Genomic DNA, 25,228 nt, shown 5'->3' with positions numbered 1-25,228 from the left:
TGGCGTGGGTCGCAACCCCGACCGGGGCGGCCCGATTCACGATCACCCAATTTCCGAAGATTCAATATAGTAAACCGGTCTGACCTGCACAAACGGCGCCGAAGTGGGAATCATCAAGTGTCCCAATGGATTTCACCCCCCTCTCTCCGCCGGCAATTACGGCCTCAACTCCGGCCCACAGTGTGACAAACGCGCAGTTCAGACGCCCGCAGAGCGGCGATTGCTGGCCCTGTACTCGGCCCTGTGGCACTGGCTTGGTGACGCCCGCGGTGGCGCGCCGTGAGGGCTCTGAGGCCCTCGTGGTGGCGTTGAGCGCCAGGGAGGCGCCACGTCCCTGAGCTGCGATATCGGCCCTCGGGACCATCGGTGAGGTGGTCGGGCCTGATCGCGCGGTACGGGGCAACTGAGCGCCAATATCGCCCTGTGTGGGCGCTGGGGGATAGCGCCGCTGGGACGGCACTTTGCTGTAGTGAATTCCCGGCGGGGCCAACCGTCCCGCTTCGGCCAGCGGTATGTACCAGTCGTTGTACCATGGGGGTGATCGGCCGCGCGGTTCGTTCCCCGACCTGCGCGGCCGGCCACCACGGAAGGGGAACACATGCCACGCGGAGTGCGGACGCCGCCGAACCTGCGGGTGCTCGGCGGCCGTGAGGTTGGTCGTGATTCCGGCGGTCGGCCGATCACCCCGGCGGCGCCGGCGGAACGGGAGGCCCCGCCCAAACCCGCGGATCTCAGTACGGCGGCGTCGGTCGAGTGGGACCGCATTGTCGCGGGGTCGCTCACCGAACTCAAGGTGCTCAAACCCGAGGATCTGGCCGTGTTGCACGCGTACGTCGAGCTGTACGCGCTGGTGCAATCGTCACTCAAAGCACTTGCAGTGCAGGGGATTACGCAGACTGTGACGCGGCGGGACAATGGCGGGGGCAAGACCACCAAGCGCGAAGAGTCGCCCGAGGTGCGCACGTTCTTGCGCCTGTCGGCCGAGCTGCGGAGCTACGTCAACCATCTCGGTCTGTCGCCGCAAGCCGAGGCGGCGGCCTGGCAAACCGCCATCGCCGGCAATACCGCCGACCCAAACACCATGTGGGATCCGGTCACCCGCACCGGCAACCCGTTCGCGGGGTGAGTGCAATGGCAGAAACCATCACAGACTGGCGAGACCCCGCGCAGCTCCGATTGTCGGCCGATGCCCGCCACCGCGATGGCAGCTTCGTCTACGACGCCGCCGAGGCCAGACGGCGCGAGAGGGCCGCTCAACGCCACAGAGACGTGCTCCGATGACCACCGCCCTGGACTATTGGGCCTGGCGCTTCGCCAAGGCCGACAGTGACGACGGCGATGACACGCCCGCGCGTGATGGCGGGGCCGAGCTGCGCCGGTACTGGGTGCACGGTGAGGGCGCCATCAAAATCGATTGGCACGCCCCGGGCGCCATCGCCCGGTGTGAACTCGCGCTCGGGGACAAAGTCACGTTCGCGCCGGCGTTGTGCCGGTCCTATTACAAAGATGCGACCGGCAAGCCTTACTCGGCCGACCGAGAGGACACCAGCGATGGACGACGACGAGCCGACACAGCCAAGCGCGCGGACCTATCCGATTTACGACGCGTCGGACCCCGACGTGCAGGTGGCCCACACGACCGACCCGATAGCGGCGGCACACTGGAACGAGGCGATATGGCACTGAGACATAAGGGAATCGACTGTCGGCAAGATCAAGGCCGGGGCCGACGATGGCCTCGGTGAGGGTGAGTTCATCGCCTACGCGTCGGTGTTCGGCAACGTCGACTCGGCCGGCGACGTCGTGCAACGCGGCGCGTTCCGCAAGTCCATCGAGGCGTGGGAGAAATCGGGCAACACCCTGCCGATCCTGTACGGCCACGACGCCAAGAATCCGCACATGAATGTGGGCGGGGTGGTGTCGATGGTGGAAGATGACCGCGGGCTCAAGGTGCACGGCAAGCTCGACCTCGAGACCGACACCGGCGCACAGGTGTACCGGTTGGTCAAGGGCCGCCGGCTCAGCCAGCTCTCATTCGCCTATGACGAGATCCGCACCCGACCGGTCAAGGGTGATCCGCGGCTCGGTTCGTACAAGTCGCTCGATGAATTGCACGTACACGAGGTGTCCCTCGTGCCCGTAGGCGCCAACCGTGAGACCGCGGTACTGGCGGTCAAGTCCGAACCCACCGGGCCGTCAGTAAAGGCGTGGGAGGCGTATTTCACGGCGGCCAAGTTCGGGCCGGTAGCGGCGCCGGTCTAGGGGGAGCGCTACCCCTCGGGACACGAGAGGTGTTGCATACCAATGGCTCTCGTGTTGTACGGTAGGTGTGTGGCGCTGACCGGGCCGGCGGTGTTTAATCGCTCGCCAGTCGGGCCACCCTCGCCAACGTCGTGATCGTCGGCACGGGCCAGCGGAACACCACCCCGCCCGCCGAGACCGCCCCGTCGTGAGGCTCACATATTCGTTTGTCCGCACCACGTCTCGGTGCGCGCAGTGAGTCCCACGAAAGGGGACCGATCCGCAATGAAGATCAAGGAACTGACCGACCTGGCGGCCAAGGCCGAGGCCGGCACACAGGGTGATGTCAACGAGGCCAAGGCCCGCCTACTCACCCTCGGTGGTGACCTGCTCGCGGTGGCACAGACCGAAGATCGCGAACTGTCCGACGACGAACAGGACGCGCTCAAGGCCGCGGCCAAGGCCGTCGACACCCTCGAGGCCAAGTCAGCGAAAATCAAGGAATCCGCGGCCGTGATGGCCAAGTTCGGCACCATGGTGCCCGTTGCCGGCGCGGCCGGCGGCCCCTACGGCGGTCCTGGCGACGATTGCGGGTGCGCCGAGGATGACGCCCGCCTGGACTTTCGCGCCAAGGCGGCCACGATCAACATCTCGGCCAAGATGGCCGATCCCACCGGCCAGAAAGCCATCGCCTCGAGTGGTGATGAGATCACCGGGGTGCCCCTGGACTCGACCCTGTACGAACAGGGCAAGGTGTCGAACTCGGCACTGGCCATCCTGCCGTTCCGCACCCGGCCGCCGCAGTATGGCTACCTGCGCCAGAACAAGCGGGTGAACAACGCCGCGCCGGTTGCGGTTGGTCAGCTCAAACCCACGAGCGAATACGGCCTCGTTTCGGTCGACGGCAAGCTCGAGGTCATCGCGCACGTGAGCGAACCGACCCCGGAATATTGGCTGTCGGACAACCGGAGTTTGCAGGGGTTCGTTCAGACCGAGATGCAATACGGCCTCGAGCGGGCCGTAGAAAACCAGGTGATCAACGGGGACGGCACCACGCCGAACCTGCGCGGTCTGCTCAATCAATCGGGCCTACAGGTGCAACCGTTCGCCACCGATGCCACGGTGACCGTGCGCAAGGGCATCACGGCCCTCGAGACGCTCGGTTACACCGGCGGGGGCATCATCCTGCACCCGTCCGATTGGGAAGCTCTCGAGCTGAGTCGTCGCACCTCGGGTGACTTCGACCTCGGTAGCGCGCTACCGGTCGACCGGCCGGCGCAGCGGTTGTGGGGTTTGCGTATCGCGGTGTCGATCTCGGTGCCGGCGAAAACGGGTCTGTTGTTCGATCTGGCGGCCCTGGCGGTCGTCGGTGACGGCCAGGTGCGCACGCAGTGGTCGAGCGGTGTGGCCGACGATTTCAGCCGGAACCAGGTGCGTGCCCGCACCGAGGGCCGATTCGGTCTCGACATCTACCAGCCGCAAGGCATCGTCAAACTCGACCTCGACCCGGCCGCGTAACCCGAACGGGTCCAACCGAGGCCCCTGCCGATTCCGGCGGGGGCCTCGTACGTCCAATGCGCGTCGGTGCCGGGCGATAGGGTCTCGTGCCATGAGATACGCCGACGCATGTGCAGCATTCGATCATTACGACGAGGTGCGAGACCCGGTCGACCATGAGATCGACCGTGTGGTACCTGCTGAGCCGGGCGAGGTCCATGCGGTAATCGGGGGTCACCCTCGAACGGCGCGTGAGGCGCATATCCTTGACCGCTGGGAACTGGAGACGGCCGCGTGCGGACGTCGCATGCGCGTCATGCTGCCGGTCGATTTCACAGACAATGACCCTGACGCCTGTAAACGTTGCTCTCGCGAAATGGCGAGACGTGCCGAGGATCCTGCCGCGTGGCAATCCGAGCAGAATCGCCGATACATAGACCGCCAGAAGCGCGAACGCGAGGCGTGGGACTACGAAGACCACAAGGCTCGCGAGTTTTTTGCGCGAACAAGGTCGGGACGACGACGCCGACCGCATCGTGTAGGAACCGCCGCTAGGGGACCGTTTAGGGACCGTCCATTACAGCATGGACTGTTTGTCCAGCTCAAACCCTATTTTCTCGGTGCCCCCGGCAGGACTCGAACCTGCGACCTAGAGATTAGAAGGCTCTTGCTCTATCCACCTGAGCTACGGAGGCGTGCCGACTTGTCGGCGCAGGCGAGTATATCGGCCGGTGCAATCGCGGGCGGACGCAGCTCACACCCGTGTGGTGCCTACCCTGGTGGGATGAGTACGACTACAGCCGATTCGATCGACATCCGCCGCAGCGGGGCGGCGAGCATCGGCTGGGTTCTGTCCTGGGTCGCGGCGGCTGTGGCCATCGCGGTCACGGCCATCTCGGCGAGCGTTGTGCTCGATCTGGCCGGCGTCGGTGATCCCGGTGCGCTGACCCGGTACGGACTGCCCACCGTCCAGACGATCGGGGAGGTCGGCGCCGTCGTGGCTGTGGGCGGCACGCTGTTCGCGGCGTTCTTCGTCCCCCCACAATCGGACGGGGTACTGGACGTCGGCGGCTACCGGGCCATCCGATTCGCCGCGGTCGGAGCCCTGGTGTGGGCGATCGCGGCGTTGCTGATGATCCCGCTCACAGTGTCGGACACCTCGGGTTTCCCGCTGTCGGAAACGATGTCCATCGACCGTTTGATCACCGCCCTCGACCAGATCGCGGATGCCCGTTCCTGGCTGTGGACCGCGATCTTCGCGTTGATTTGCGCCGTCGTAGCCCGCATCGCCCTGCGCTGGACCTGGACGCTGATCGCATTGCCGCTGGCTCTGCTGACACTCATGCCCACCGCCCTTGCCGGGCACTCGTCAACCGGCGGCAGCCACGATTACGCCACCAACAGTCTCATCCTGCACATCGTGGGTGCCTGTCTGTGGATGGGTGGACTCTTCGCGGTCCTCGTCTATGCGCGCGGAGGCGGTCGTCACACGGCCCTGGCAGTCCGGCGATACTCGCGCATCGCGTTCTGGTGTTTTGTTGTCGTCGGTGCCAGCGGAGTGATCAATGCGTTGATCCGAGTGCACCTCGACCAGTTGTTCACCGAGACATACGGCCAACTCGTTGTGGCGAAGACCGTCGCACTGGTTGTACTCGGCGGCTTCGGGGCCTGGCACCGACGCCACACGATCTCGACATTGTCGGCGACGGAGAACCGGACACCCTTGATCCGGTTCGCCCTGGCCGAGTTGTTCGTCTTTGCGGCGACCTTCGGCCTCGCGGTCGGACTGTCCCGCACGCCGCCACCGGCCAACGTCAACCCGGCCGATATGCCGGCCACCGAATTGATCCTGGGCTACCGACTGGATGAAGCCCCGACCATCGGGCGGATGTTCGTCGACTGGCGCTTCGATCTGCTGTTCGGCACGCTCGCCATCGTCATGGCGGTTGTGTACCTGCGAGGGGTGTACCGGCTGCGCAAACGTGGCGACGCGTGGCCGATCGGTCGCACAATCGCCTGGATGCTGGGGTGCGCGGCATTCCTCTTCGCCACGTCGTCGGGCCTCGGAAAATATGCGCCGGCGCTGTTCAGCGTCCACATGGTGGCGCACATGATGTTGTCGATGCTGGTGCCGGTGCTGTTGGTTCTCGGCGGCCCGGTGACATTGGCGTTGCGAGCCATACCGCCTGCAGGCAGGACTGCTCCTCCTGGGCCACGCGAGTGGATTCTCGCCGTCCTGCACAGCCCGTACTCGCGCTTCCTCACCCACCCACTGGTCGCGTCGGTGCTGTTCGTCGGCAGCTACTACGTGCTGTATCTCGGCGGCCTGTTCGAGATGCTGGCCGAGTATCACGCGGCGCACGTGGCCATGAATTTGCACTTTCTGGTCAGTGGCTACCTCTTCTATTGGGTGGTCATCGGCATCGACCCGTCGCCGAGGACCCTGTCACCGGTGGCAAAACTCGCCATGGTCTTCGGGTCGCTCCCGTTCCACGCCTTCTTCGGTGTCGCGCTGATGAGCACCGACAACGTCATCGCGCGGTCGTACTACAACAGCCTTCTGCTGCCGTGGAACCCCGATCTGCTGAGTGACCAGCGGCTCGGTGGGGGCATCGCGTGGGCGGCCGGCGAGATACCGCTGGTGCTGGTGATGTTGGCGCTGCTGGTGCAATGGAGCCGGCAGGACCAACGGCAGGCCACTCGGTTCGACCGCCAGGAAGATCGCGACCACGATTCGGAGTTGGCGAGCTACAACGCGATGCTCGCCCAGCTGGCCGGTCGGCCAGGTGGGCCGGGGCAGGCCGGGGCGACGGCGACAACCGCGGCAGGGGACGACCATGACATCGAAGCGGGCGGCGACGAGGTTGTCGACGTGGACGCGAGCGAGACAGGTCCTGGCGCCCGTAAGTGACGATTCTCGCGCCGGTTGTCCACAGCACTGAAATGGTCCACAGGTAGGTGCTCGAGACCCACTGACGTGTCCGCTCGATGGCACATGCTGAACCCACAGAGATCCGCGCCGTTCTTCGGCGCACATCATGAGGGGGAGAACATGTACGAGACCTACACCACCGTGATCGGGACTGCGATCACGAACCCACGTCGCCGACAGACCGCGGCCGGCGAAGATGTGCTGTCGTTCCGGATGGTGTGCAACCCCAGACGCGTTGACAAACGAAGTGGCGAATGGGTGGACGGGCCCGCGTTGTATCTGACGGTCAGTTGCTGGCGCCGACTCATCGACGGGGTCGCGCAGGTGGTCGCCAAAGGCCGGCCGATCATCGCCCACGGTCAGCTCAAGACAAATGAATACGTGTCGGAAAACGGCGAACGGCGGTCAGACCTGGAAATGACCGCAACGGCGGTCGGGCTCGATCTGACCCGCTGCCGGGTCGCGTACGAGGGATCGTCAAGGGTGACGAGATCCACCGACGCGCCCCAGACCGGGGTGACCGCGCCGACAACAGGCGATTCGGGCGAGGCGGCTGCGGCTTGAGCTGCCTCGGTGCCGCGCAGTACGCCGAGAAGGGTCGCCGCGACCGACCGGAGATCACCGACCCACTACGCTGGTGATGTTGCGGACGGCCTTTTCGGCGGCCGACCGGCGAGAAACCGCGGTGGACACCTGCGAGCACAGTGAGAGAGGCCAGAGCGTGCCAGAATTTATCTACACAATGAAGAAGGTGCGTAAAGCGCACGGCGACAAGGTGATTCTCGATGACGTCACCATGTCCTTCTACCCAGGCGCCAAGATCGGTGTGGTCGGGCCCAACGGCGCCGGCAAGTCGTCGATCCTGAAGATCATGGCGGGCATCGATCAACCGTCCAATGGCGAGGCGTTCCTCGATCCCAATGCGACCGTCGGCATCCTCATGCAGGAGCCCAAGCTCAACGAAGAGAAGACGGTTCGGCAGAACGTCGAAGAAGGCATGGGCCTGATCAAGGAGCAGCTCGACCGCTTCAACGAGATCGCCGAGCTCATGGCCACCGACTACTCCGACGAGCTCATGGAAGAGATGGGCAAGCTGCAGGAGGCGCTCGACCACGGCGATGCGTGGGACCTCGACTCCCAGCTCGAGCAGGCGATGGACGCACTGCGGTGCCCGCCGGCCGACGAGCCGGTCACCCATCTGTCCGGTGGTGAGCGTCGCCGCGTCGCGCTGTGCAAGCTGCTGCTGCAAAAACCCGACCTGCTGCTCCTCGACGAGCCAACCAACCACCTCGACGCAGAGAGTGTGCTCTGGCTCGAGCAGTACCTGGCGGCGTACCACGGCGCCGTGTTGGCCGTCACCCACGACCGGTACTTCCTCGATCACGTCGCGCAGTGGATCTGCGAGGTCGACCGCGGCAAGCTGCACCCCTACGAGGGCAACTACTCCACCTACCTGGAGAAGAAGGCCGAGCGTCTCGAGGTCCAAGGCAAAAAGGACCAGAAGCTCCAACGCCGCCTCAAGGAGGAACTCGCCTGGGTGCGGTCGGGCTCCAAGGCGCGCCAGACCAAGAACAAGGCCCGTCTCGGCCGTTACGAAGAGATGGCTGCCGAGGCCGACAAGATGCGCAAGCTCGACTTCGAAGAGATCCAGATCCCGACCCCGCCGCGCCTCGGTGACGTGGTGGTCGAGGTCAAGAACCTCGACAAGGGCTTCGACGGCCGCGTGCTGATCAAGGACCTGTCGTTCACGCTGCCGCGCAACGGAATCGTCGGCGTCATCGGCCCCAACGGTGTCGGTAAGACAACTCTGTTCAAGACGATCGTCGGACTCGAAGAACCCGATTCCGGCATCGTCAAGGTCGGCGAGACGGTCAAACTGAGCTACGTCGACCAGAACCGCTCGAACATCGACCCGAAGAAGAACGTGTGGGAGGTCGTGTCCGAAGGACAGGATTTCATCACGGTCGGCCAGAACGAGATGCCCTCGCGCGCCTACGTCAGTGCATTCGGCTTCAAGGGTCCTGATCAGCAGAAGAAGGCAGAAGTGCTCTCCGGTGGTGAGCGCAACCGTCTGAACCTGGCCCTGACTCTCAAAGAGGGCGGCAACCTGATCCTGCTCGACGAGCCGACGAACGACCTCGACGTGGAGACGCTCGGTTCGCTGGAAAACGCACTCGAGCTGTTCCCGGGTTGTGCAGTGGTCATCTCGCACGACCGGTGGTTCCTCGACCGCACCTGTACCCACATCCTGGCGTGGGAAGGCAACGTCGAAGAAGGCAAGTGGTTCTGGTTCGAAGGCAACTTCGAGGCCTACGAGGCGAACAAGATCGAGCGCCTCGGCGCAGACGCGGCCCGGCCGCATTCGGTCACCCACCGAAAGTTGACGCGCGACTAGAGTTGTTTCATCGCCCACCGCGGTATCCGCAGAACTCCGAGAGTGACGGCTCATGACCGGATCAACGAAAACGGACCTGGCGGATTCGCGGGGCGACGATTTCCCGGAAGCGATCAAAGAGCTTCTGCCGCCGGCTGTGGCCCCCTATTTCCACGGGCCGGGCAGTTTCGACGAGACCACGTGGGATGAGCTGGGGCCGGAGCAACGGTCCCAGCTCAGCGCCCACGTGACCATCGCCTACACGCGGGCGGACGGCGTTGCGGTCACCGACGTCGCGTTCGACGGCAGCGCGGTGTCGGTGTCGATGGTCACCGATGACATGCCGTTGCTGGTCGAATCGGTGGTCGCAGCACTCGAGGCCTCAGGACTGATGGTGGTCCGCATCGACCATCCGATCATGCTCGTCGTCCGCGATGACCGCGGCGAGCTGCGAGAGATAGTCGATTCCGACAAGCCCAGCGACACGGTCCGAACCGGTCAGCAGGTCGAATCGTGGATCCATGTCGATGCCGTTCCACGGGTGTCGCCCATCGACATCGATGTGGTGAGAACCGAACTCGACACCGTGATCGCCCGCATCGCCGATGTGCACGACGACCGCGCGCCGATGCTCGATCTGCTGACCGGGCTGGCCGACACGTACTCGTCCTATCTGACGACAACCCTTCCCGACGGGCTAGACCGGGTTGCGGGAGAAGATTTCGCGCGTCTGTTGCGGTGGTTGGCGGAGAACAACTTCACCCCGTTCGGTTACCTGCATTGCGACGGGGCGGGGACCGATCGCACGCCGCTCCGATCCTCGGGCCTCGGCGTATGGCGCACCGCGGAGGTCGAGCACAAGGCGACCCAGGGGGCAGGTGCAGTCACCGTTCAGCAGCTGTACCTCCCGACGCGCATCCAGCGATCCAACTTCCCGAGCTTGATCCAGATCGACGACTACGACGACAACGGCCACCGTGTCGGCGAGCACGTCTTCGTGGGCAGGTTCACGCCCACCGCATTGCACGAGAACATCTTCGACATCCCCGTACTGGACACCAAGGTGGGCGAGGTGTTGGCGGCCGCCGAGGTCGAGGCCGAGTCGTACACCGGTATGGCGATGCTCGAACTCCTGCAGACGTTCCCGCGGTCAGAGCTGTTCTCCCTGCAGGCCGGCGAGCTCGCCCGAACACTCACCGAAGTGCTCGAGGCGGTCCCCAACCGCCAGCTCCGGGTGTTCCTGCGTCTCGACCCGGCGGGCGAGATTGTCTCTGCCCTGGTCTATCTGCCGAGAGACCGTTACACCACGCGGCTACGGGAGACATTGCAGAACGAGCTGCTGAGTGAGTTGGGCGGCGACGCACTGGAATACACGGCAAGGGTCAGCGAATCGCCCTTGGCTCTTCTGCATGTGGCGATGCGCATCTCCTCGCCCGCGTGCGCCGAGCTCGGGGATTTGGCCGTCGGATCACCGGGTCAGGTGGCCATCCAGGACAGACTCATCGCAGCTGCGCGAGGCTGGGATGAACGGCTGAGGCAGGTGGCGGCCAACAGCTCCGGAGTCGCCGGCCCGGAGGCGGTCGCGTTCTACGCCGCAACCCTTCCTGACAGTTACAAGGACATCCGGGCCCCGTCGGAGGCCTATACCGATATCGATGTGGTGCAGGGCCTCGACGACGGCGCGTTCGAGGTGAGGCTGCATCGTCCGGCCGACGAAGGCGCTGAATCCACGGAAAAGAGCCCGGCGCAACAACATTGGCGGTTTGCCATCTATCTGTGCGGCCGGTCGGCGACTCTGACCGAGGTGTTGCCAGTGCTGCACAGCCTCGGCGTCAACGTTCTCGACGAACGGCCGTATGAACTACGACGCCCTGATGGCCAGACGTGCCACATCTACGAGTTCAGTCTCTCGCTCGCCGAGGGTATGGCGGTCGACGAACAGACCACCGACGACGTCGAACATCGGTTCACCGACGCATTCGCACAGATCTGGCGCGGCGATGCCGAGGTGGACGACTTCAACGAACTCGTGTTCCGCTGCGGCCTGACCTGGCGTGAAGCGGCAGTGTTGCGTGCCTACTCCAAATATCTGCGTCAGTGCGGTTCGTCTTACAGCAACAACCACGTGGCGTCGGTTCTGGGCGCACACCCCGCGATCACCAAGGCGCTCGTCGAGTTGTTCGCGGCGTCGTTCGATCCCGACACAGCTGACGATGACCGGCGGTCAGAGGTGCTCGACAGTCTGTCGGCCGACGTCGGGTCGATCATCAGCCTCGACGTCGATCGCATCATCAGTGCCTACATCTCGGTGATCTCGGCGACCGTGCGTACCAATTACTACGTCGCCGCTGAACATGGTTCTACGCGGAATGTCCTCGCTTTCAAGTTGCGTCCCAGAGACATTCCGCAGACGCCGGAACCACGTCCGCTGTATGAGATCTACGTCTACTCTCCCCGGGTGGAGGGCGTCCACCTGAGATTCGGGTCGGTGGCTCGCGGCGGATTGCGTTGGTCGGATCGGCGTGAGGACTTCCGGACCGAGATCCTCGGGTTGGTCAAAGCGCAGGCAGTGAAGAACGCGGTCATCGTGCCGGTTGGTTCCAAAGGCGGATTCGTGGTCAAGCGGCCGCCGTTACCGACGGGCGACCCCACCGCGGATCGGGACGCCTACCGTGCAGAAGGAGTGGAGTGCTACCGCCACTTCATCTCAGGACTGCTCGACCTCACCGACAACATCGACCAGAAATCGGGGGACGTCACCGCGCCAACCCGGGTGGTACGCCGCGACGATGACGATCCCTACCTGGTGGTGGCCGCGGACAAGGGCACCGCCACGTTCTCCGACATCGCCAACGATGTTGCGGGGCAATACGGTTTCTGGCTCGGGGACGCGTTCGCCTCCGGCGGTTCGGCCGGATATGACCACAAGGCGATGGGCATCACGGCCAGAGGCGCCTGGGAGGCGGTCAAACGTCACTTCCGAGAGATGGGCGTCGACACCCAGACCGAGGACTTCACGGTGGTGGGCATCGGCGATATGAGCGGCGATGTCTTCGGTAACGGCATGTTGCTGTCAGGGCACATTCGATTGACCGCGGCGTTCGACCACCGTCACATCTTCATCGATCCCGACCCCGATGCGGCGAAGTCGTTCGCCGAACGGCAGCGGTTGTTCGAACTGCCGCGTTCGTCGTGGGCCGATTACAACACCGAGTTGATCAGCGAAGGTGGCGGCGTGTGGTCGCGCGACCGCAAGTCCATCGATATCAGCCCTCAGATCGCGAGGGCCCTGGGAGTGCCCGAAGACGTCTCGACGCTCTCGCCCCCGGAACTGATCCGCGCCATCTTGCTCGCTCCCGCCGATCTGCTGTGGAACGGCGGCATCGGAACGTATGTGAAGGCCAGCACCCAGTCGCATGAAGCGGTGGGCGACAAGGCGAACGACGCGATCCGCGTGGACGGGAACGAGCTGCGCGTCAAGGTCGTCGGCGAGGGCGGCAACCTCGGAGTCACCGAACTGGGCCGTATCGAGTTCGATCTGAGCGGTGGACGCATCAACACCGATGCGATGGACAATTCGGCCGGCGTCGATTGCTCTGATCACGAGGTGAACATCAAGATCCTGCTCGACTCCCAGGTGTCGGCCGGTGAATTGGCTGCTGAGGATCGAAACCCGTTGCTGGAGTCCATGACCGAAGAAGTCGGCGACCTCGTGCTGGCCGACAACGTGTCACAGAACGCCGAGCTGGGGACCAGTCGATCGCAGGCGGCCGAGTCGGCCGAGGTCTACGTGAGGTTGCTCAAGGAGCTCGCCAGCCGTGGGGTCAACCTGAAGCTCGAGGCCCTCCCTCGCCCGGCCGAGTTGATCAAGCGCGGTGAGTCCACCGGGCGTCATGGTCTGACGTCGCCGGAGCTGGCGACGTTGATGGCGCACGTGAAGTTGGCGCTCAAGTCCGACATGCTCGACGGTGACCTGCCGGACAATGACGTCTTCTCACCGCGTCTGATGACGTACTTCCCTGTGCCGCTGCGAGAGCGGTTCGCCGAAGGGATTGCCACCCACCCGCTGCGTCGCGAGATCGTCACGACGGCGGTGGTGAACGACCTCGTGGACAACGCGGGAATCACCCATGTGTTCCGTCTGTGTGAGGGGAGCGGATCCACGTCGCTCGACGTGGTGCGCTCATTTCAGGCGGTCACGCAGATATTCGGTTTGCACGGGTTGTGGCAGGACATCGCGTCGGCGCCCTGTTCTGTCCCGACCACCGACGCCATGATCACCTACGCGCGACGGCTGCTCTTCCGCGCGTCGCGCTGGATGATCGCCGGTCGGCCGCAACCTCTTGCGATGGCAGCCGAGGTGACGCGCTACGCCGCACTTGTCGCCGAACTGTCGCCCCAGTTGCCGGGTTGGCTTCGTGGCAGTTCCGCCGAGGGGGTCGAGCGTCGCGCCCAGCGCTTGCGCGACGACGGTGTGCCCGCCGAGATCGCCGAGGCCGTCGCCGTCAGCCTGCACCGGTTCTGCCTTCTCGACATCATCGACGCGGCCGAGATATCGGACCGAGAGCCTGCCGAGGTGGGGGAGTTGTACTTCGAGGTGATGGATCATCTCGGCGTCGAGGATCTGTTGACCGCGGTGTCCGACCTGGACCGCAAAGACCGCTGGCACTCCCTGGCCCGGCTGGCGTTGCGGGACGACCTGCACAGCACGCTGCGATCGCTCTGTCTGGTGATCCTGGATTCGGCCGAGCCCGACGAGTCACCTGCGGAAAAGATCGCCGACTGGGAACTCAGCAACTCCTCGCGCCTCGCCCGCGTGCGGACGACCCTGTCCGACATCGCCGAATTGGGCGAACTCGATCTCGCGACGCTGTCGGTGGCGGCTCGTCAACTCAGGAGTTCGATCCGCTGATGGCGACGTTGACACTGGCGGCCCGCGACCGCACCGATCTGGCCGTGTTCGCCGTCCGGGCTCTGCGCGCTGACGATGTCGCTGTTCTCCGCATCAAGAAGCGTCCCGATGGCCTGCTGGGAATCTGGGTGAACACCGGCTTCGATGTGTTGGCCACCCGGGTGGTCGCGGGATCCATCGAGGGTGACGACGTGGTCTGCGGCGCAACCGAATTGCGCACCGCGCTGAGGCGGGAGGCGGACAATCCGGAGACCGCGTCGGTCGACACCGGATTCCCTCTCGACAGTGCTTGGCGCGGTGCCCTGCCCGCCGTCGACGGATTCGTCCACGTCGATGACGTTCCGGCCCGGGTACTGATCCAGCTGTCGCGTACCGGGGCGGAGGTGGCCCGCACCCAAGGCAGCGGCCACGGACCGCCGACCTCACTGCTCGACCAGCGGGTGCTCGACGTGACAGGGGAGACGACAGAGGAGGTCGTCAATGTGTCGATGCGGTCGATCTTTGCGCTGACGGCAATGGGTTTCGTGCGGCAGTCCGACAACCACGACGTCACCGAGACGTCGGACCTCGAACTCATCGACGCCGACGAAGTCGTGCGAGTGCGTTGCACCCCGGTGTGGGCACGACTCGATGCCCGATTCGGGTCGGTCTATCAGCGGCGCACGATGGCGTTTTCGCTCCAGGTCAACTGAACCCGGCGGGTTTGCTCAGACCAGCCACGCCGCGGCGTTCGCTGGGAGCTTCCCGTCGACCAGGGGGCTGCTGCTGAGCAGTAGTTCTCCGGGTGGTAGTCCGATCGGGTCCGGCCCAGCGTTGAGAGCACACACCAGCTTGCCGAGCGACCGGCGAAACGCCAGGCATCCGGGAGGCGCGCCATACCATTCGATGCTTTCTCCGGCGAACTCCGGACGGGTCTTACGCAGTTCGATCGCCAGCCGATAGAGCGACAGCGTCGACTCCAGATCTTCGAGTTGCGACTCGACGGTGAGGGTCGACCACTCCGGCGGGATCGGCAACCAGGTCTTGGTGTTGCCGGAGAACGCGAAGGGGGGTGTTTCGCCTTCCCAGGGCAGGGGAATTCGGCAGCCGTCTCGACCACGCTCGGTATGGCCTGAGCGTTCCCACACCGGATCCTGTAGTGCCTCGTCCGGCAGCTCGGCATTCGGCAATCCGAGTTCGGCGCCGTTGTAGATGAATGCCGCACCCGGCAAGGCCAGTTCGACGAGGATCATCGCGCGTGCGCGGTCGAGCCCGGCGCGTGGATCGGTGTCGTCGGCGTACCTGGTGACCTCGCGCTCCACATCGTGGTTCGACAACGTCCAGGTGGGTGTGCCCGACACTGTTGCAACGGCTTCGAGGGAATGTTCGATGGCTTCGCGGATCTCCTCGGAATCGAAACCCACCTTTGCCAGGCGGAAGTTGAAGCCGAGGTGGAGCTCGTCAGGTCGTACGTATTCGGCGAATCGGGTGTTGTCCTTCACCCAGATCTCGCCGACGGTCATCGCGTCGGGGTAGTCGTCGAGCACTTCGCGGATCCGGCGGTGGATGTCGTGCACACCGTCGTTGTTGAACCGCGGATCGTCGTCGTCGTTGGTGAGCAGGCCGAAAGCCTCGTGGTCCATGTCCGGGAGGCCGTCGGGTTTGGCCATGCCGTGTGCCACATCGATCCGGAATCCGTCCACTCCACGGTCGAGCCAGAACCGCAGCGTGCGTTCGAGATCGGCGAACACCTCTGGGTTGTCCCAGTTCAAGTCGGGTTGTTCGGGTGCGAACAGATGCAGGTACCACTGTCCGGGCTCGCCGTCGCGTCCGGTGGTGCGTGTCCATGCCGGGCCGCCGAAAACGCTGGGCCAGTTGTTGGGCGGCTCGTCGCCGTTCTCTCCCTTGCCGTCGCGGAAGATGTAGCGTTCGCGCGCCGGGCTCCCGGGCTCGGCGGAGAGGGCTTCGACGAACCAAGCGTGCTGGTCGCTGGTGTGATTGGGCACCAGATCCATCGTGATCTTGATGCCCCGCCCGTGTGCCTCGGCGATGAGCAGGTCGAGGGCTTCGAGACCGCCGAACAGCGGGTCGACATCGCGCGGGTCGGACACGTCGTAGCCGTGGTCGGCCATCGGTGACTTCATGACGGGGCTCAGCCAGATGGCGTCGATGCCCAGCAGTTCGAGGTAGCCGAGCTTGTCGATGACACCGGCCAGATCGCCGACGCCGTCTCCGTTGTTGTCCGAGAACGAGCGCGGATAGATCTGGTAGAAAACCGCGTTCTGCCACCACAGTGGATAGTCCGACTGCACATGCTGCTGAACCTGGTGTGGCGCACCGGTTTCAGCGGCGGAAAGATCGTTCTTCTCGTCACTCACCCGCATCATCTTGCCTCACGATCGTTGTTTGCCTGCGATCACGGGGCCGCTCCGCGAGCCAGGTCAGATAGGTGTATTCACCATGGATTGAGCCGCCATCTCCATGTATTCGGTGAGCGCCCGCCGGTGAGGCGGGTCGAGCCGGCTGGAATCGATGGAGGCGATGGCTGTGTGCATGCATCTGAGCCAGGCGTCCCGTTCGAGGGGGCCGACGCGGAACGGGTTGTGTCGCATCCGCAGCCGGGGATGCCCGCGCTCGTCGGAGTAGATGCGGGGCCCGCCCCAGTACTGGATGAGGAACATGCGCATTCGGCGTTCTGCCGGGCCCAGGTCTTCCTCGGGGTACAGGGGCCGGAGGATCTCGTCGGCCGCCACTTCCCGATAGAAGCGCGCCACGAGGTCGACGAACGTCTGCTCGCCGCCCACCGCGTCGTAGAACGTGCGGACCGGCTCCGTCTGCGTGGAACCGGCGTCGCCGGCCGGGTCCGTCTGCGATGAATCAGTCACGGGAACCATTGTTCCAGAGCCGGGCCCACACGCGCATATCCCGCGATACGCAGAGTTCACGCAAAAGACCAGCTGCAGCTGGTCTTATTGTCGTGCATTTCTGCCATATCCGTGTTGAACTGAATCGTTCCCATCGAGGTCGGTTGGTTGGCCGGGAGGTTAGATGTCGCGTACGAAGTCGCAGCGGGAAAAGGTCCACGCGGGGTCTGAACGCGTGCCCCATCACCCCGGTAACTCGTCGGTGACCACCTTGACGCCGGGGTCTCGCGGCACCTCGGTGGACGCCATCGGCGGGCCGCCTGCGCGGATGAACACACGGTGGGGAAAACACCGGGTACTCCTTCTCAATGCCACCTACGAACCCCTCGCGGCGATCTCGATACGCAGGGCGATAGTCCTGGTGCTGCGCGAACGGGCCGACGTCATCCACGAGGATGGTGCCGGCCCTCTCATTCATTCGGCAGAAATGGCGCTCGCGGTGCCGTCTGTGATCCGGCTCCGCAATTACGTGCGGGTGCCGTACCGGGCGGTGGTCCCGATGACCAGAGCGGCATTGATGCAGCGCGATCGATCCCGCTGCGGCTATTGCGGCGCTAAGGCGGACACGATCGACCACGTCGTCCCCCGGAGCCGCGGGGGTACCCACACGTGGGACAACTGCGTCGCGTGCTGCGCCTCCTGTAACCACAAGAAGGCGGATCGGCTGCTCGGCGAACTCGGTTGGACCCTCAAGGCAACTCTGAGCGCACCCAAGGGGCGCCACTGGCGTCTTCTCGCCACCGTCAAGGACTTCGACCCCGCGTGGTCGCGGTACCTCGACTCGGGTGCTGCGTAAGAGTCCGACGCGCCACTGCGACCTCGGCGAGGCGTCCGGGAGCGGCGTCCGCTAAGTTCTCAGATGAAAGACGACTGCTGAAGGGCGGATCTGGTGGAAGACCTGATTGTGGCGATCGGTTTACCGGTCGTCATCCTCACTATTATCTCGGTTGTGCTGGTGGTCGGTGCGATGACCCTCACTTTTGGTGTCAAGTACCCGAAGGTGCAGCCCTACACGATCGACCAGAAGTGGGAGCACGAACCGCTGCTGTTCAGCGCCACCGACGTCACACCGGTTGCGCCCGGCTACCACGGGCATGGACATGACGATCTGATCGGAGGCTCGGCAAGTGGCAAGTGGTGAAATCGTAAGGGCGAACATCGACCCTGACACCCTCCCCATGGGTGCCACGGTGACCGGTAGCGGGCGCGTCTCCGCTGCCCGGTTCCCCGGCGCCGCACCGGCCACGCCGCCGTTTCGGCGTGACGAACTGGTTGCGCTCGACGATGCACTGTCGGACGCCACGGATCGGACGGGCATCCGCTTCTCGATCTACATCGGTGACCTCGGACCCGACGCATTCGCAGGCGCGTCCGCGGTGCTGCCGAGCGTGCCCGAACCCGAACACGCAGCGTTGATCGCGGTCTCGCCGAATACCAAGGATGTTGTGGTCATCTCCGGCCGGGAAGTCGCTCCGCGTCTCAACGACCGGGTTGCTCAGCTGGGCGTGACCGCCGCGATCGCGGGTATCCGCGCGGGCGATCTCGTCGACGGATTGATCTCGGCGGTCCGAGTCATCGCTTCGGCGGTCACCATCCGCTGATCTGATACCTACACAAGGGCGGGGCAACCACTGTGGTTGCCCCGCCCTTGTCATGTCTGGCCTGTATGACCGTGATCCCTGGCCTGTGTGGCCGTCTCAGCTCTTGTCGAACTCCCGTGCGCGCAGGGCCCGGGCCACGGTGTCACGGCCTTCGGAGATCAGTCGACGCAGGGCCGGGGGATGGTCGGCGGACAGCAGCTCGTCGGCCAGTGCCAACCCGTTCTCGTCGGCGGCCCAGTTCGGGTACAGACCGACAACCACCGTCTGGGCTACCTCACTGGAGCGTCGCTGCCACACCTGCGGGACCGCCTCGAAGTACTTCTGGGTGTACGGCGCAAGCAACTCGCCCTGCCCCGGACGCACGAAGCCGGCGATCACGGACCGACCCAGAGTGTTCGAGAGGGTGTCGTCCTCGACCGCCTTGGACCAGGCGTCGGCCTTTGCCTCGGCGAGGGGACGGGCTGCCCGGGCCTTGGCAGCCTGCCGGCCGCCGGCCGAGGTGTTGTCTCGTTCGAGTTCTGCATCGATGACAGGTGTCGTCGACGGATCGGTGTCGATGGCACCGGCGGTCGCCAGGGCGTTCACGATCGACCAGCGCAGGTCGGTGTCGACGGTGAGACCGGGTAGGCCTTGATCCGCGGGGTCCGAGTCGAGGAGCGCCTGCACGATCTCCGCCTGTCCGGGCCCCAGGACGCCCGAGAGCAGCGTGTTGACGAAGGCCAATTGATGGTCCGAGCCCGGTTCGGCAGCGCGCGCGAGTTCCAGCAGCCGCGCGCTGAAACCTGGCCAGCCTTCCGACTTCGCCCAGTGCGGGTCCGCGTAGGCGTCGATCGCGGTCTGCGCCTGCAACAGGACTCGTTGCACCACACCGATTTCGGTCTCCGAGCCGATACCCTCCTGGACCAGGGCCACGAACTCGCGTGCTCGCATCTCCGCCTGGCGAGTCATCTCCCACGCTGCCGACCAGACAAGCGTGCGCGGCATCGATTCACTGATGTCACCCAATCGGCTGGTCGCCGTCGCCAGGGAGTCGGGATCCAGCCGCACCGAGCAGTACGTGAGGTCGTCGTCGTTGAGCAGGATGAGCCGGCCGCGATCAACGCCGATGAGGTCGGCGACCGCCGTGCGGCCACCCTCGACATCGAGTTCCACTCGCTTGGTCCGGACCAGCTTTCCGTCGACGTCGTCGTAGATGCCGACGGCCAGTCGGTGCGTGCGGGTCTCGCCGGCGCCCGGCGCGGCGCCATCCTGGATGATCTCGAAGCGGGTGAATGCGCCGGCATCGTCGAGGTCGAAGTCGGGCCGCATCACGTTGATGCCGGTGGTCTTCAACCACTGCGATCCCCAGTCGGAAAGGTCACGGCCAGAAGACTTCTCGAGTGCCCCGAGAAGATCGCCGAACGTCGCGTTCCCGAACTTGTGAGCCTGGAAGTAGTCGCGGAGACCGGCGAGGAAGTGGTCGAGGCCGACGTAAGCGACAAGCTGCTTGAGTACCGAAGCGCCTTTGGCGTAGGTGATTCCGTCGAAGTTCACCTCGACGGCGGCGATGTCGGGGATGTCGGCTGCCACCGGGTGTGTCGACGGCAACTGATCCTGTCGATACGCCCACGACTTCTCGACGTTGGCGAACGTGGTCCAGGCGTTCTTGTATTCGGTGGCCTCGGACTGGCACAGCACCGAAGCGAATGTCGCGAACGATTCGTTGAGCCACAGGTCATCCCACCACTGCATGGTGACGAGATCGCCGAACCACATGTGGGCCATCTCGTGCAGCACGGTCTCGGCGCGCCGCTCGTACAGATATTTCGTGACCTTCGAACGAAAGACATAGTCCTCGAGGAACGTGACCGCGCCCGCATTCTCCATCGCGCCCGCATTGAACTCGGGAACGAAGAGCTGGTCGTACTTGCCGAACGCATAAGGAATGCCGAAGTTCTTGTGATAGAACTCGAATCCTTGTTTGGTCTCGCTGAACAGTCGCTCGGAATCCATGAACTCGGCCAGCGACGATCGGCAGAAGATCCCGAGGTCGATGGTGCCGTGCTCATCGGTGTACGAGTCGGTCCACTGCGCGTAGGGACCCGCGATGAGAGCCACCAGGTATGTGCTCAGCAGGGGCGTCGTGGCGAAAGTGTGCTTGCCGGGCGCTGTCTCGGTTCCCGCGCCGTTGGAGATCACCTTCCAGTCCGCGGGCGCGGTCACCGTCACGTCGAACGTCGACTTCATGTCAGGCTGATCGAAGCACGCGAACATGCGTTTGGCGTCGGCCGTCTCGAACTGTGAGTAGAGGTATACGGAGTTGTCGGTGGGGTCGACGAATCGGTGCAAACCCTCACCGGTGTGTGAATAGACACAGTCGGCGACGACTTCGAGTGTGTTCTGTTCCGCCAGTTGGGGAAGCGCGATCCCGTCCTCTTCGGTGTAGGCCGACAGGTCCACCGACTCCCCGTTCAGGGTGGCACTGTGCACCTTCTCGGCGATGAGGTCGACAAATGACGACGACCCGGGTTCGGCCGAGAATGCGATGGAGACCGATGAACGGAACGTCTTCTCGCCCGGTTTGCCCGATCCGTCCGTGAGGTCGAGGTCGATCGCGTAGTTGGAGACCGAGATGTTCGCCGAGCGCTCGCTCGCAAGATCACGGGTCAAGTTTGGTGCCGCCACGTTGCCTCGCCTTTCCGATTGCCATCTGTGTACTCACCCACCGTATGGCCTGTCCGTGTGGGGACGCGCGACCACGTGGCGGGAATGCGAGCGGACACCGGTTGTTGTCACCTGCAGGTGGTTAATCTGCTGACGAACCGACTGTCCCCTGATGAAGGAGTGATCTGCGCATGACCGACTCGACTGATCGTGTTGACTTCTGGTTCGACCCGTTGTGCCCCTGGTGCTGGATCACCTCGCGCTGGATCCTCGAGGTGGAGAAGGTTCGCACCATCGAGACCAGTTTCCACATCATGAGTCTGGCGGTGCTGAACGAGGGCAAGGACATTCCCGATGAGTACCGCGAGGGGCTCAAACAAGCGTGGCGCCCCGTGCGGGTGATCGCCGCGGCGCAGGCCGAGCGCGGCGACGAGATCCTGGCGCCGCTGTACACCGCCATGGGCACACTCATCCACAACAAGGGCAACAAAGACTTTGACTCGGTGTTCGCCGAATCGCTGGCCGAGGTGGGCCTTCCCGCGGAATTGGCGGCGGCCGCCGACGAGACCACCTTCGACGACGCGATCCGTAAGAGTCATCACGCCGGCATGGACAAGGTGGGAGACGACGTGGGAACACCGACGATCCACATCAACGATGTCGCCTTCTTCGGCCCCGTACTCTCGCGGATCCCACGTGGGGAAGATGCGGGCAGGGTGTGGGACGGTGCGGTGGCGCTCTCGAGCTACCCGCACTTCTTCGAACTCAAGCGCAGCAGGAACGAAGACCCTCAGTTCGACTGAGGCGCAGGTCCCTCCTGGCGGGGCTGTTGGTCGATGTCGTCCTTCGGGAGGCCGGCCGACGGCCCCGCCGGTGTGTGGAATGGGGGATATCCAGGGGGACCTTGCACCACAAGCGGGTGAGGCCCGGGCGGTGGCAGCATCTGCACATGTCCGCTGCCGATGCCCCGGACGAGATGCTTCGGACGAAAGAACATCCGGCCGGGCGCGGTCCGGTTACGCAGGGCGGCGGCGCGCCAGGTCAGCACGGGATGGCTGGAGCGCAGGTTTGTCAGCCAGGTGAAGAACCCTTTCTCGTGGGTCGCCCGATCGGCGAACTCATCGAAGTCCACCGAGGTCAACATGTACTTGCCCGCGGCGAGCACGCCGATTGCGCCTGGCGAACCCGACGGCTGGTTGTAGTACCCGTGGTTGTCGGCCGTGTACTCCATCGATCTCGACAGGGCCTGCCCGAGAATCGGGATGTTCATCCCCACGATCGACCCGAGTTGACGCCAGTACGACACGTGGCCTGCGGCGATGTGCCCGACCTCGTGGCCGATGATGAAGCGCAGCGACTCGGGGCTGCGGGCCTGACCGCCGATCTCGAAAAGATCTGAATACACCACCACGAAGCGCCGGAAACCATGACCGGACGCGTAGGCGTTGATGGTTCCGTTGCCGAGGACCACGTAGGCGTCGGGTACGTGTTCGAGCCCGAAACGCCGCGCGGCCTCGACCACCATCTGGTACCCCTCCGGGAACTGGGTGGGGCTCATCTTCACTCCGTTGACGCGCGGCATCGCGTACGTGAGGCCACGGATCAGATACAGCAACAGCGGCGCGACGAGGATCAGGATGAACCAGGTGTCGAGCGAACCGCTGGCCACGAGCACGACACCGATCACGTATGCGCCCGCACCGATGACGAGGATGAGGACCAGCATCGGGATCTCCCACGGATGGCGCCGCGGCTGACCGGCGTATGGCGCGGGCGCCAGCCAGTGGGTGACGGGCTGCGGCGGCGCCGGAAACTGCGGTGGATACACGAGACCAATCTAGGGGAATGCGGCTCATGCAATGGTGACCGTGAACGATCTGTGGTCGGGCACAGATCCGGTGGTGGACTCTGACAGACTGTTCGCCATGCGCGTGTATCTAGGTGGCGACCATGCCGGCTTCGAACTCAAAGGCCAGATCTCTGAACACCTCACGTCCGGTGGGCACGAGGTGATCGACTGCGGGGCGCACGAATACGACGCCGTGGACGACTACCCGGCATTCTGCGTGGAGGCCGCCCGTCGCACCGTCGCAGACGAGGGGAGCCTCGGCATCGTCCTCGGCGGCAGTGGCAACGGCGAGCAGATCGCGGCGAACAAGGTTCCCGGTGCCCGATGTGCGCTGGCCTGGAGCGTGGAGACCGCCCAGCTGGCGCGGCAGCACAACAACGCTCAGCTGATCGGCATCGGCGGCCGCATGCACAGCAAAGAAGAGGCCTTGGCGATCGTGGATGCTTTCGTCACCACGGAGTGGTCCGGCGAAGAACGCCATCAGCGACGGATCGACATCCTCTCCGAATACGAGCGCACCGGCACCCCACCGGCCCTGCCTGCCGACTGACTGCAGGGGCGGGCCGTGCCGGAAGGGCATACGCTCCACCGTCTGGCGCGAGTGCACCAGCGGAAGTTCGCCAGGCAGACGGTCACTGTCACCAGCCCACAAGGCAGGTTCGCCGCAGCAGCAGCCCGACTCGACGGCCAGGTGTTCTCCCGGGCGGAGGCTTGGGGCAAGCACCTGGTCCACCGGTACGCCGGTGGAGAACTGGTGCATATCCATCTCGGTCTGTACGGGTCGTTCTCCGACGGTCCCTCTCCGTTGCCGCCGCCGGTCGGCCAGGTCCGGATGCGGATGGAGACCGACGAGTACGGAACCGACCTTCGCGGGCCCACCGCCTGCGAACTTTTCACGCCGGCCGATCTCGCTGCGCTGACGTCTCGGCTCGGACCGGACCCTCTGCGCAAAGATGCGGACCCGGAACAGGCATGGAGCGCAGTAGCGAAGTCACGCAAGCCAATTGGTGCACTGCTGATGGATCAAAAAGTGCTGGCCGGTGTGGGGAACGTCTACCGGGCCGAAGTGCTGTTCCGTGCATCGATCAACCCGTTCCGCGCTGGCAACGATGTGTCCCGCGACGAATGGGATGCGGTATGGGCGGACCTGGTGACCTTGATGACTGTAGGAGTCCGGCGAGGCAAGATCCACGTCATCCGGCCCGAAGACGATCACGGCGCACCGTCGTACGGTCCCGGCCGACCCCGGACGTACGTGTACCGCCGTACCGGTGAACCCTGCCGCATCTGTGGCACGCCGATCCTGATGACCGACATGGCCGCACGCAAGGTCTACTGGTGCCCGGTCTGCCAAGCCGACTGAGCGTCGCGGACCCGAATTGGTGTCGACACAGCAAGGCCTCAGGTTGACCCGGCACGATGGGGCGATGACCACTGTGACGATCCTGGCGGTCGGGGGTACGGGCGAGACCCATCGGAAGGACCCTCGTACGGCGGTGTCCGGAATGCTGGCCCAGGTGACAGATCGACTCGATGAGCGGTTCGACTGCCGGTGGGTCCGATACCCGGCCAGTTACGGACCCGTGCCGCGACGCAACGGGATCAGTTATCGGGACAGTGTTGCTGCCGGTGTCGACAACTTACGCGCCGAAATGGCACGGGCGGCCGGGCCGGTGATGCTGATCGGCTACTCGCAGGGGGCGGTGGTCATCCGACAGTTGCTGGCGACCACACACGCAGATGTGGCCGCTGTCGGTTTTGTCGCCGATCCGTATCAGCCGCCGGGCGTGGTCGCGGGCTGCGATGGCTTCGGTTTGGCCGGTCACGGACCGGACCTGCCCAAGGGGCTGCCGGCGCTCTGGATCGGTCATCCGGGTGACGTGATCTGCAACGCAAGCGACGACTCGATACTGCGCGACCTTGCCGATCTGACCGCTACGTTCTCGACGAGAGATGTGCGGGGCTGGTTCGCCGGGTTGTGGCACATACTGCGCAGCAACAGTTTTCAGAACGCGGCGAGGACATCGCTGCATCCTCGTCAGTGGCGGCGGGACCTCCGGCGACTGCGTGTGCTGGCAATCGAGTTGGCCGGTTATCTTCCGACGCGGGTGCGTCTCGGGAGGCTGGTCATCGCCAATCGGCGAGGTGGACGCCACATCGCCTACGGGTTCGAGCCGTTCGATCCCGACGGGCTCACCGGGTGCGAGATGCTGAGTCGTTGGCTTCAGGTCCAGGCCACATTCTTGCCGGACACCGTTCGTCACGACGTCGCCTGA

21 protein-coding genes and 1 tRNA gene are annotated in these 25,228 nt (G+C 64.7%); 17 read left to right on the top strand and 5 right to left on the bottom strand.

The features are described from left to right. Positions 1-598: 598 nt before the first annotated feature. The 5 genes from W823_RS56755 (at position 599) to W823_RS0130030 (ending at position 3,759) form a co-directional block, all read left to right on the top strand. Positions 599-1,126: a P27 family phage terminase small subunit gene (locus W823_RS56755; protein WP_023960455.1), complete on the top strand. Its 528-nt coding sequence runs from the start codon at positions 599-601 to the stop codon at positions 1,124-1,126. A 5-nt stretch (positions 1,127-1,131) separates the two neighbouring features. Continuing rightward, on the top strand, positions 1,132-1,281 hold the full coding sequence (locus W823_RS58185) for a hypothetical protein (protein ID WP_023960451.1): 150 nt from the start codon (positions 1,132-1,134) through the stop codon (positions 1,279-1,281). Between the two features lie 270 nt (positions 1,282-1,551). After that, positions 1,552-1,686, top strand: coding sequence for a hypothetical protein (locus tag W823_RS59345; RefSeq protein WP_255326263.1), 135 nt, complete (start codon positions 1,552-1,554; stop codon positions 1,684-1,686). Positions 1,687-1,689: 3 nt separating this feature from the next. Beyond that, positions 1,690-2,262 carry an HK97 family phage prohead protease gene (locus tag W823_RS0130035; protein ID WP_081729847.1) on the top strand — a complete coding sequence of 191 codons (573 nt, stop codon included), beginning with the start codon at positions 1,690-1,692 and terminating at the stop codon, positions 2,260-2,262. A gap of 264 nt (positions 2,263-2,526) precedes the next feature. Next, the gene (locus W823_RS0130030) at positions 2,527-3,759 is read left to right on the top strand and encodes a phage major capsid protein (protein ID WP_023960442.1); all 1,233 of its coding nucleotides are present in this window, start codon (positions 2,527-2,529) and stop codon (positions 3,757-3,759) included. Between the two features lie 600 nt (positions 3,760-4,359). Here the strand turns inward: W823_RS0130030 and W823_RS48540 are convergent. Continuing rightward, positions 4,360-4,433 (bottom strand) — tRNA-Arg (locus W823_RS48540). Between the two features lie 89 nt (positions 4,434-4,522). Here W823_RS48540 and W823_RS48535 point away from each other — a divergent pair. The 5 genes from W823_RS48535 (at position 4,523) to W823_RS48515 (ending at position 14,648) form a co-directional block, all read left to right on the top strand. After that, entirely contained in the window at positions 4,523-6,649 is a 2,127-nt protein-coding gene (locus W823_RS48535; RefSeq protein ID WP_023960440.1) for a cytochrome c oxidase assembly protein, read from the top strand. A gap of 141 nt (positions 6,650-6,790) precedes the next feature. Continuing rightward, positions 6,791-7,234: a single-stranded DNA-binding protein gene (locus tag W823_RS48530; protein WP_031332823.1), complete on the top strand. Its 444-nt coding sequence runs from the start codon at positions 6,791-6,793 to the stop codon at positions 7,232-7,234. A 157-nt stretch (positions 7,235-7,391) separates the two neighbouring features. Then, the gene (gene ettA / locus W823_RS48525; protein WP_030163760.1) at positions 7,392-9,065 is read left to right on the top strand and encodes an energy-dependent translational throttle protein EttA; all 1,674 of its coding nucleotides are present in this window, start codon (positions 7,392-7,394) and stop codon (positions 9,063-9,065) included. Between the two features lie 52 nt (positions 9,066-9,117). Next, positions 9,118-13,956: an NAD-glutamate dehydrogenase gene (locus tag W823_RS48520; protein ID WP_023960434.1), complete on the top strand. Its 4,839-nt coding sequence runs from the start codon at positions 9,118-9,120 to the stop codon at positions 13,954-13,956. Further along, complete coding sequence (locus W823_RS48515) at positions 13,956-14,648, top strand: hypothetical protein (protein ID WP_023960432.1); 693 nt, start codon at positions 13,956-13,958, stop codon at positions 14,646-14,648. Before W823_RS48520 ends, W823_RS48515 begins: the two co-directional genes overlap by 1 nt. Before the next feature lie 15 nt (positions 14,649-14,663). Here the strand turns inward: W823_RS48515 and W823_RS48510 are convergent, their stop codons facing one another. Together W823_RS48510 and W823_RS48505 are read right to left on the bottom strand one after the other, a co-directional pair. After that, complete coding sequence (locus W823_RS48510) at positions 14,664-16,319, bottom strand: glycoside hydrolase family 13 protein (RefSeq protein WP_152538131.1); 1,656 nt, start codon at positions 16,317-16,319, stop codon at positions 14,664-14,666. A 57-nt stretch (positions 16,320-16,376) separates the two neighbouring features. Beyond that, positions 16,377-16,829, bottom strand: coding sequence for a globin (locus tag W823_RS48505; RefSeq protein ID WP_023960429.1), 453 nt, complete (start codon positions 16,827-16,829; stop codon positions 16,377-16,379). Positions 16,830-16,983: 154 nt separating this feature from the next. Between W823_RS48505 and W823_RS48500 the strand changes: the two genes are divergently transcribed. From W823_RS48500 to W823_RS48490, 3 genes are all read left to right on the top strand, one after another. Next, on the top strand, positions 16,984-17,655 hold the full coding sequence (locus tag W823_RS48500) for an HNH endonuclease (RefSeq protein ID WP_031332817.1): 672 nt from the start codon (positions 16,984-16,986) through the stop codon (positions 17,653-17,655). Between the two features lie 93 nt (positions 17,656-17,748). Continuing rightward, positions 17,749-18,000, top strand: a complete 252-nt coding sequence (locus W823_RS48495) for a hypothetical protein (protein WP_023960425.1) — start codon at positions 17,749-17,751, stop codon at positions 17,998-18,000. After that, positions 17,987-18,460, top strand: coding sequence for a DUF5130 family protein (locus tag W823_RS48490; RefSeq protein WP_030163749.1), 474 nt, complete (start codon positions 17,987-17,989; stop codon positions 18,458-18,460). The genes W823_RS48495 and W823_RS48490 overlap by 14 nt, the downstream gene beginning before the upstream one ends. A gap of 96 nt (positions 18,461-18,556) precedes the next feature. Here the strand turns inward: W823_RS48490 and pepN are convergent, their stop codons facing one another. Further along, positions 18,557-21,124, bottom strand: a complete 2,568-nt coding sequence (pepN, locus tag W823_RS48485; protein WP_023960421.1) for an aminopeptidase N — start codon at positions 21,122-21,124, stop codon at positions 18,557-18,559. Between the two features lie 170 nt (positions 21,125-21,294). Here pepN and W823_RS48480 point away from each other — a divergent pair, with 170 nt between their 5' ends. Then, on the top strand, positions 21,295-21,906 hold the full coding sequence (locus tag W823_RS48480; RefSeq protein WP_023960419.1) for a DsbA family protein: 612 nt from the start codon (positions 21,295-21,297) through the stop codon (positions 21,904-21,906). Here the strand turns inward: W823_RS48480 and W823_RS0130025 are convergent. Beyond that, the gene (locus W823_RS0130025; protein WP_081729846.1) at positions 21,894-22,940 is read right to left on the bottom strand and encodes a M48 family metallopeptidase; all 1,047 of its coding nucleotides are present in this window, start codon (positions 22,938-22,940) and stop codon (positions 21,894-21,896) included. The genes W823_RS48480 and W823_RS0130025 overlap by 13 nt on opposite strands. Positions 22,941-23,028: 88 nt before the next feature. Between W823_RS0130025 and W823_RS48475 the strand changes: the two genes are divergently transcribed. The 3 genes from W823_RS48475 (at position 23,029) to W823_RS48465 (ending at position 25,228) form a co-directional block, all read left to right on the top strand. Then, the gene (locus W823_RS48475; RefSeq protein ID WP_030163741.1) at positions 23,029-23,502 is read left to right on the top strand and encodes a ribose-5-phosphate isomerase; all 474 of its coding nucleotides are present in this window, start codon (positions 23,029-23,031) and stop codon (positions 23,500-23,502) included. Positions 23,503-23,517: 15 nt separating this feature from the next. After that, positions 23,518-24,315: an Fpg/Nei family DNA glycosylase gene (locus W823_RS48470; protein ID WP_023960413.1), complete on the top strand. Its 798-nt coding sequence runs from the start codon at positions 23,518-23,520 to the stop codon at positions 24,313-24,315. A gap of 64 nt (positions 24,316-24,379) precedes the next feature. Next, positions 24,380-25,228 carry a PE-PPE domain-containing protein gene (locus tag W823_RS48465; RefSeq protein WP_023960411.1) on the top strand — a complete coding sequence of 283 codons (849 nt, stop codon included), beginning with the start codon at positions 24,380-24,382 and terminating at the stop codon, positions 25,226-25,228.

Source organism: Williamsia sp. D3, assembly GCF_000506245.1.
GTDB lineage: Bacteria > Actinomycetota > Actinomycetes > Mycobacteriales > Mycobacteriaceae > Williamsia > Williamsia muralis.
This window is presented reverse-complemented; position numbering and strand designations above follow the sequence as displayed.

Excerpts from the sequence above, each read along its gene's own strand:
- W823_RS0130030 (WP_023960442.1), top strand. The coding sequence starts at position 2,527 with ATGAAGATCAAGGAACTGACCGACCTGGCGGCCAAGGCCGAGGCCGGC.
- W823_RS48515 (WP_023960432.1), top strand. The coding sequence starts at position 13,956 with ATGGCGACGTTGACACTGGCGGCCCGCGACCGCACCGATCTGGCCGTG.
- W823_RS48510 (WP_152538131.1), bottom strand. The coding sequence starts at position 16,319 with ATGCGGGTGAGTGACGAGAAGAACGATCTTTCCGCCGCTGAAACCGGT.
- W823_RS48500 (WP_031332817.1), top strand. The coding sequence starts at position 16,984 with ATGTCGCGTACGAAGTCGCAGCGGGAAAAGGTCCACGCGGGGTCTGAA.
- W823_RS56755 (WP_023960455.1), top strand. The coding sequence starts at position 599 with ATGCCACGCGGAGTGCGGACGCCGCCGAACCTGCGGGTGCTCGGCGGC.
- W823_RS48465 (WP_023960411.1), top strand. The coding sequence starts at position 24,380 with ATGACCACTGTGACGATCCTGGCGGTCGGGGGTACGGGCGAGACCCAT.
- W823_RS59345 (WP_255326263.1), top strand. The coding sequence starts at position 1,552 with ATGGACGACGACGAGCCGACACAGCCAAGCGCGCGGACCTATCCGATT.
- W823_RS48475 (WP_030163741.1), top strand. The coding sequence starts at position 23,029 with ATGCGCGTGTATCTAGGTGGCGACCATGCCGGCTTCGAACTCAAAGGC.
- W823_RS48480 (WP_023960419.1), top strand. The coding sequence starts at position 21,295 with ATGACCGACTCGACTGATCGTGTTGACTTCTGGTTCGACCCGTTGTGC.
- W823_RS48505 (WP_023960429.1), bottom strand. The coding sequence starts at position 16,829 with ATGGTTCCCGTGACTGATTCATCGCAGACGGACCCGGCCGGCGACGCC.
- W823_RS48520 (WP_023960434.1), top strand. The coding sequence starts at position 9,118 with ATGACCGGATCAACGAAAACGGACCTGGCGGATTCGCGGGGCGACGAT.
- W823_RS48530 (WP_031332823.1), top strand. The coding sequence starts at position 6,791 with ATGTACGAGACCTACACCACCGTGATCGGGACTGCGATCACGAACCCA.
- W823_RS48535 (WP_023960440.1), top strand. The coding sequence starts at position 4,523 with ATGAGTACGACTACAGCCGATTCGATCGACATCCGCCGCAGCGGGGCG.
- W823_RS58185 (WP_023960451.1), top strand. The coding sequence starts at position 1,132 with ATGGCAGAAACCATCACAGACTGGCGAGACCCCGCGCAGCTCCGATTG.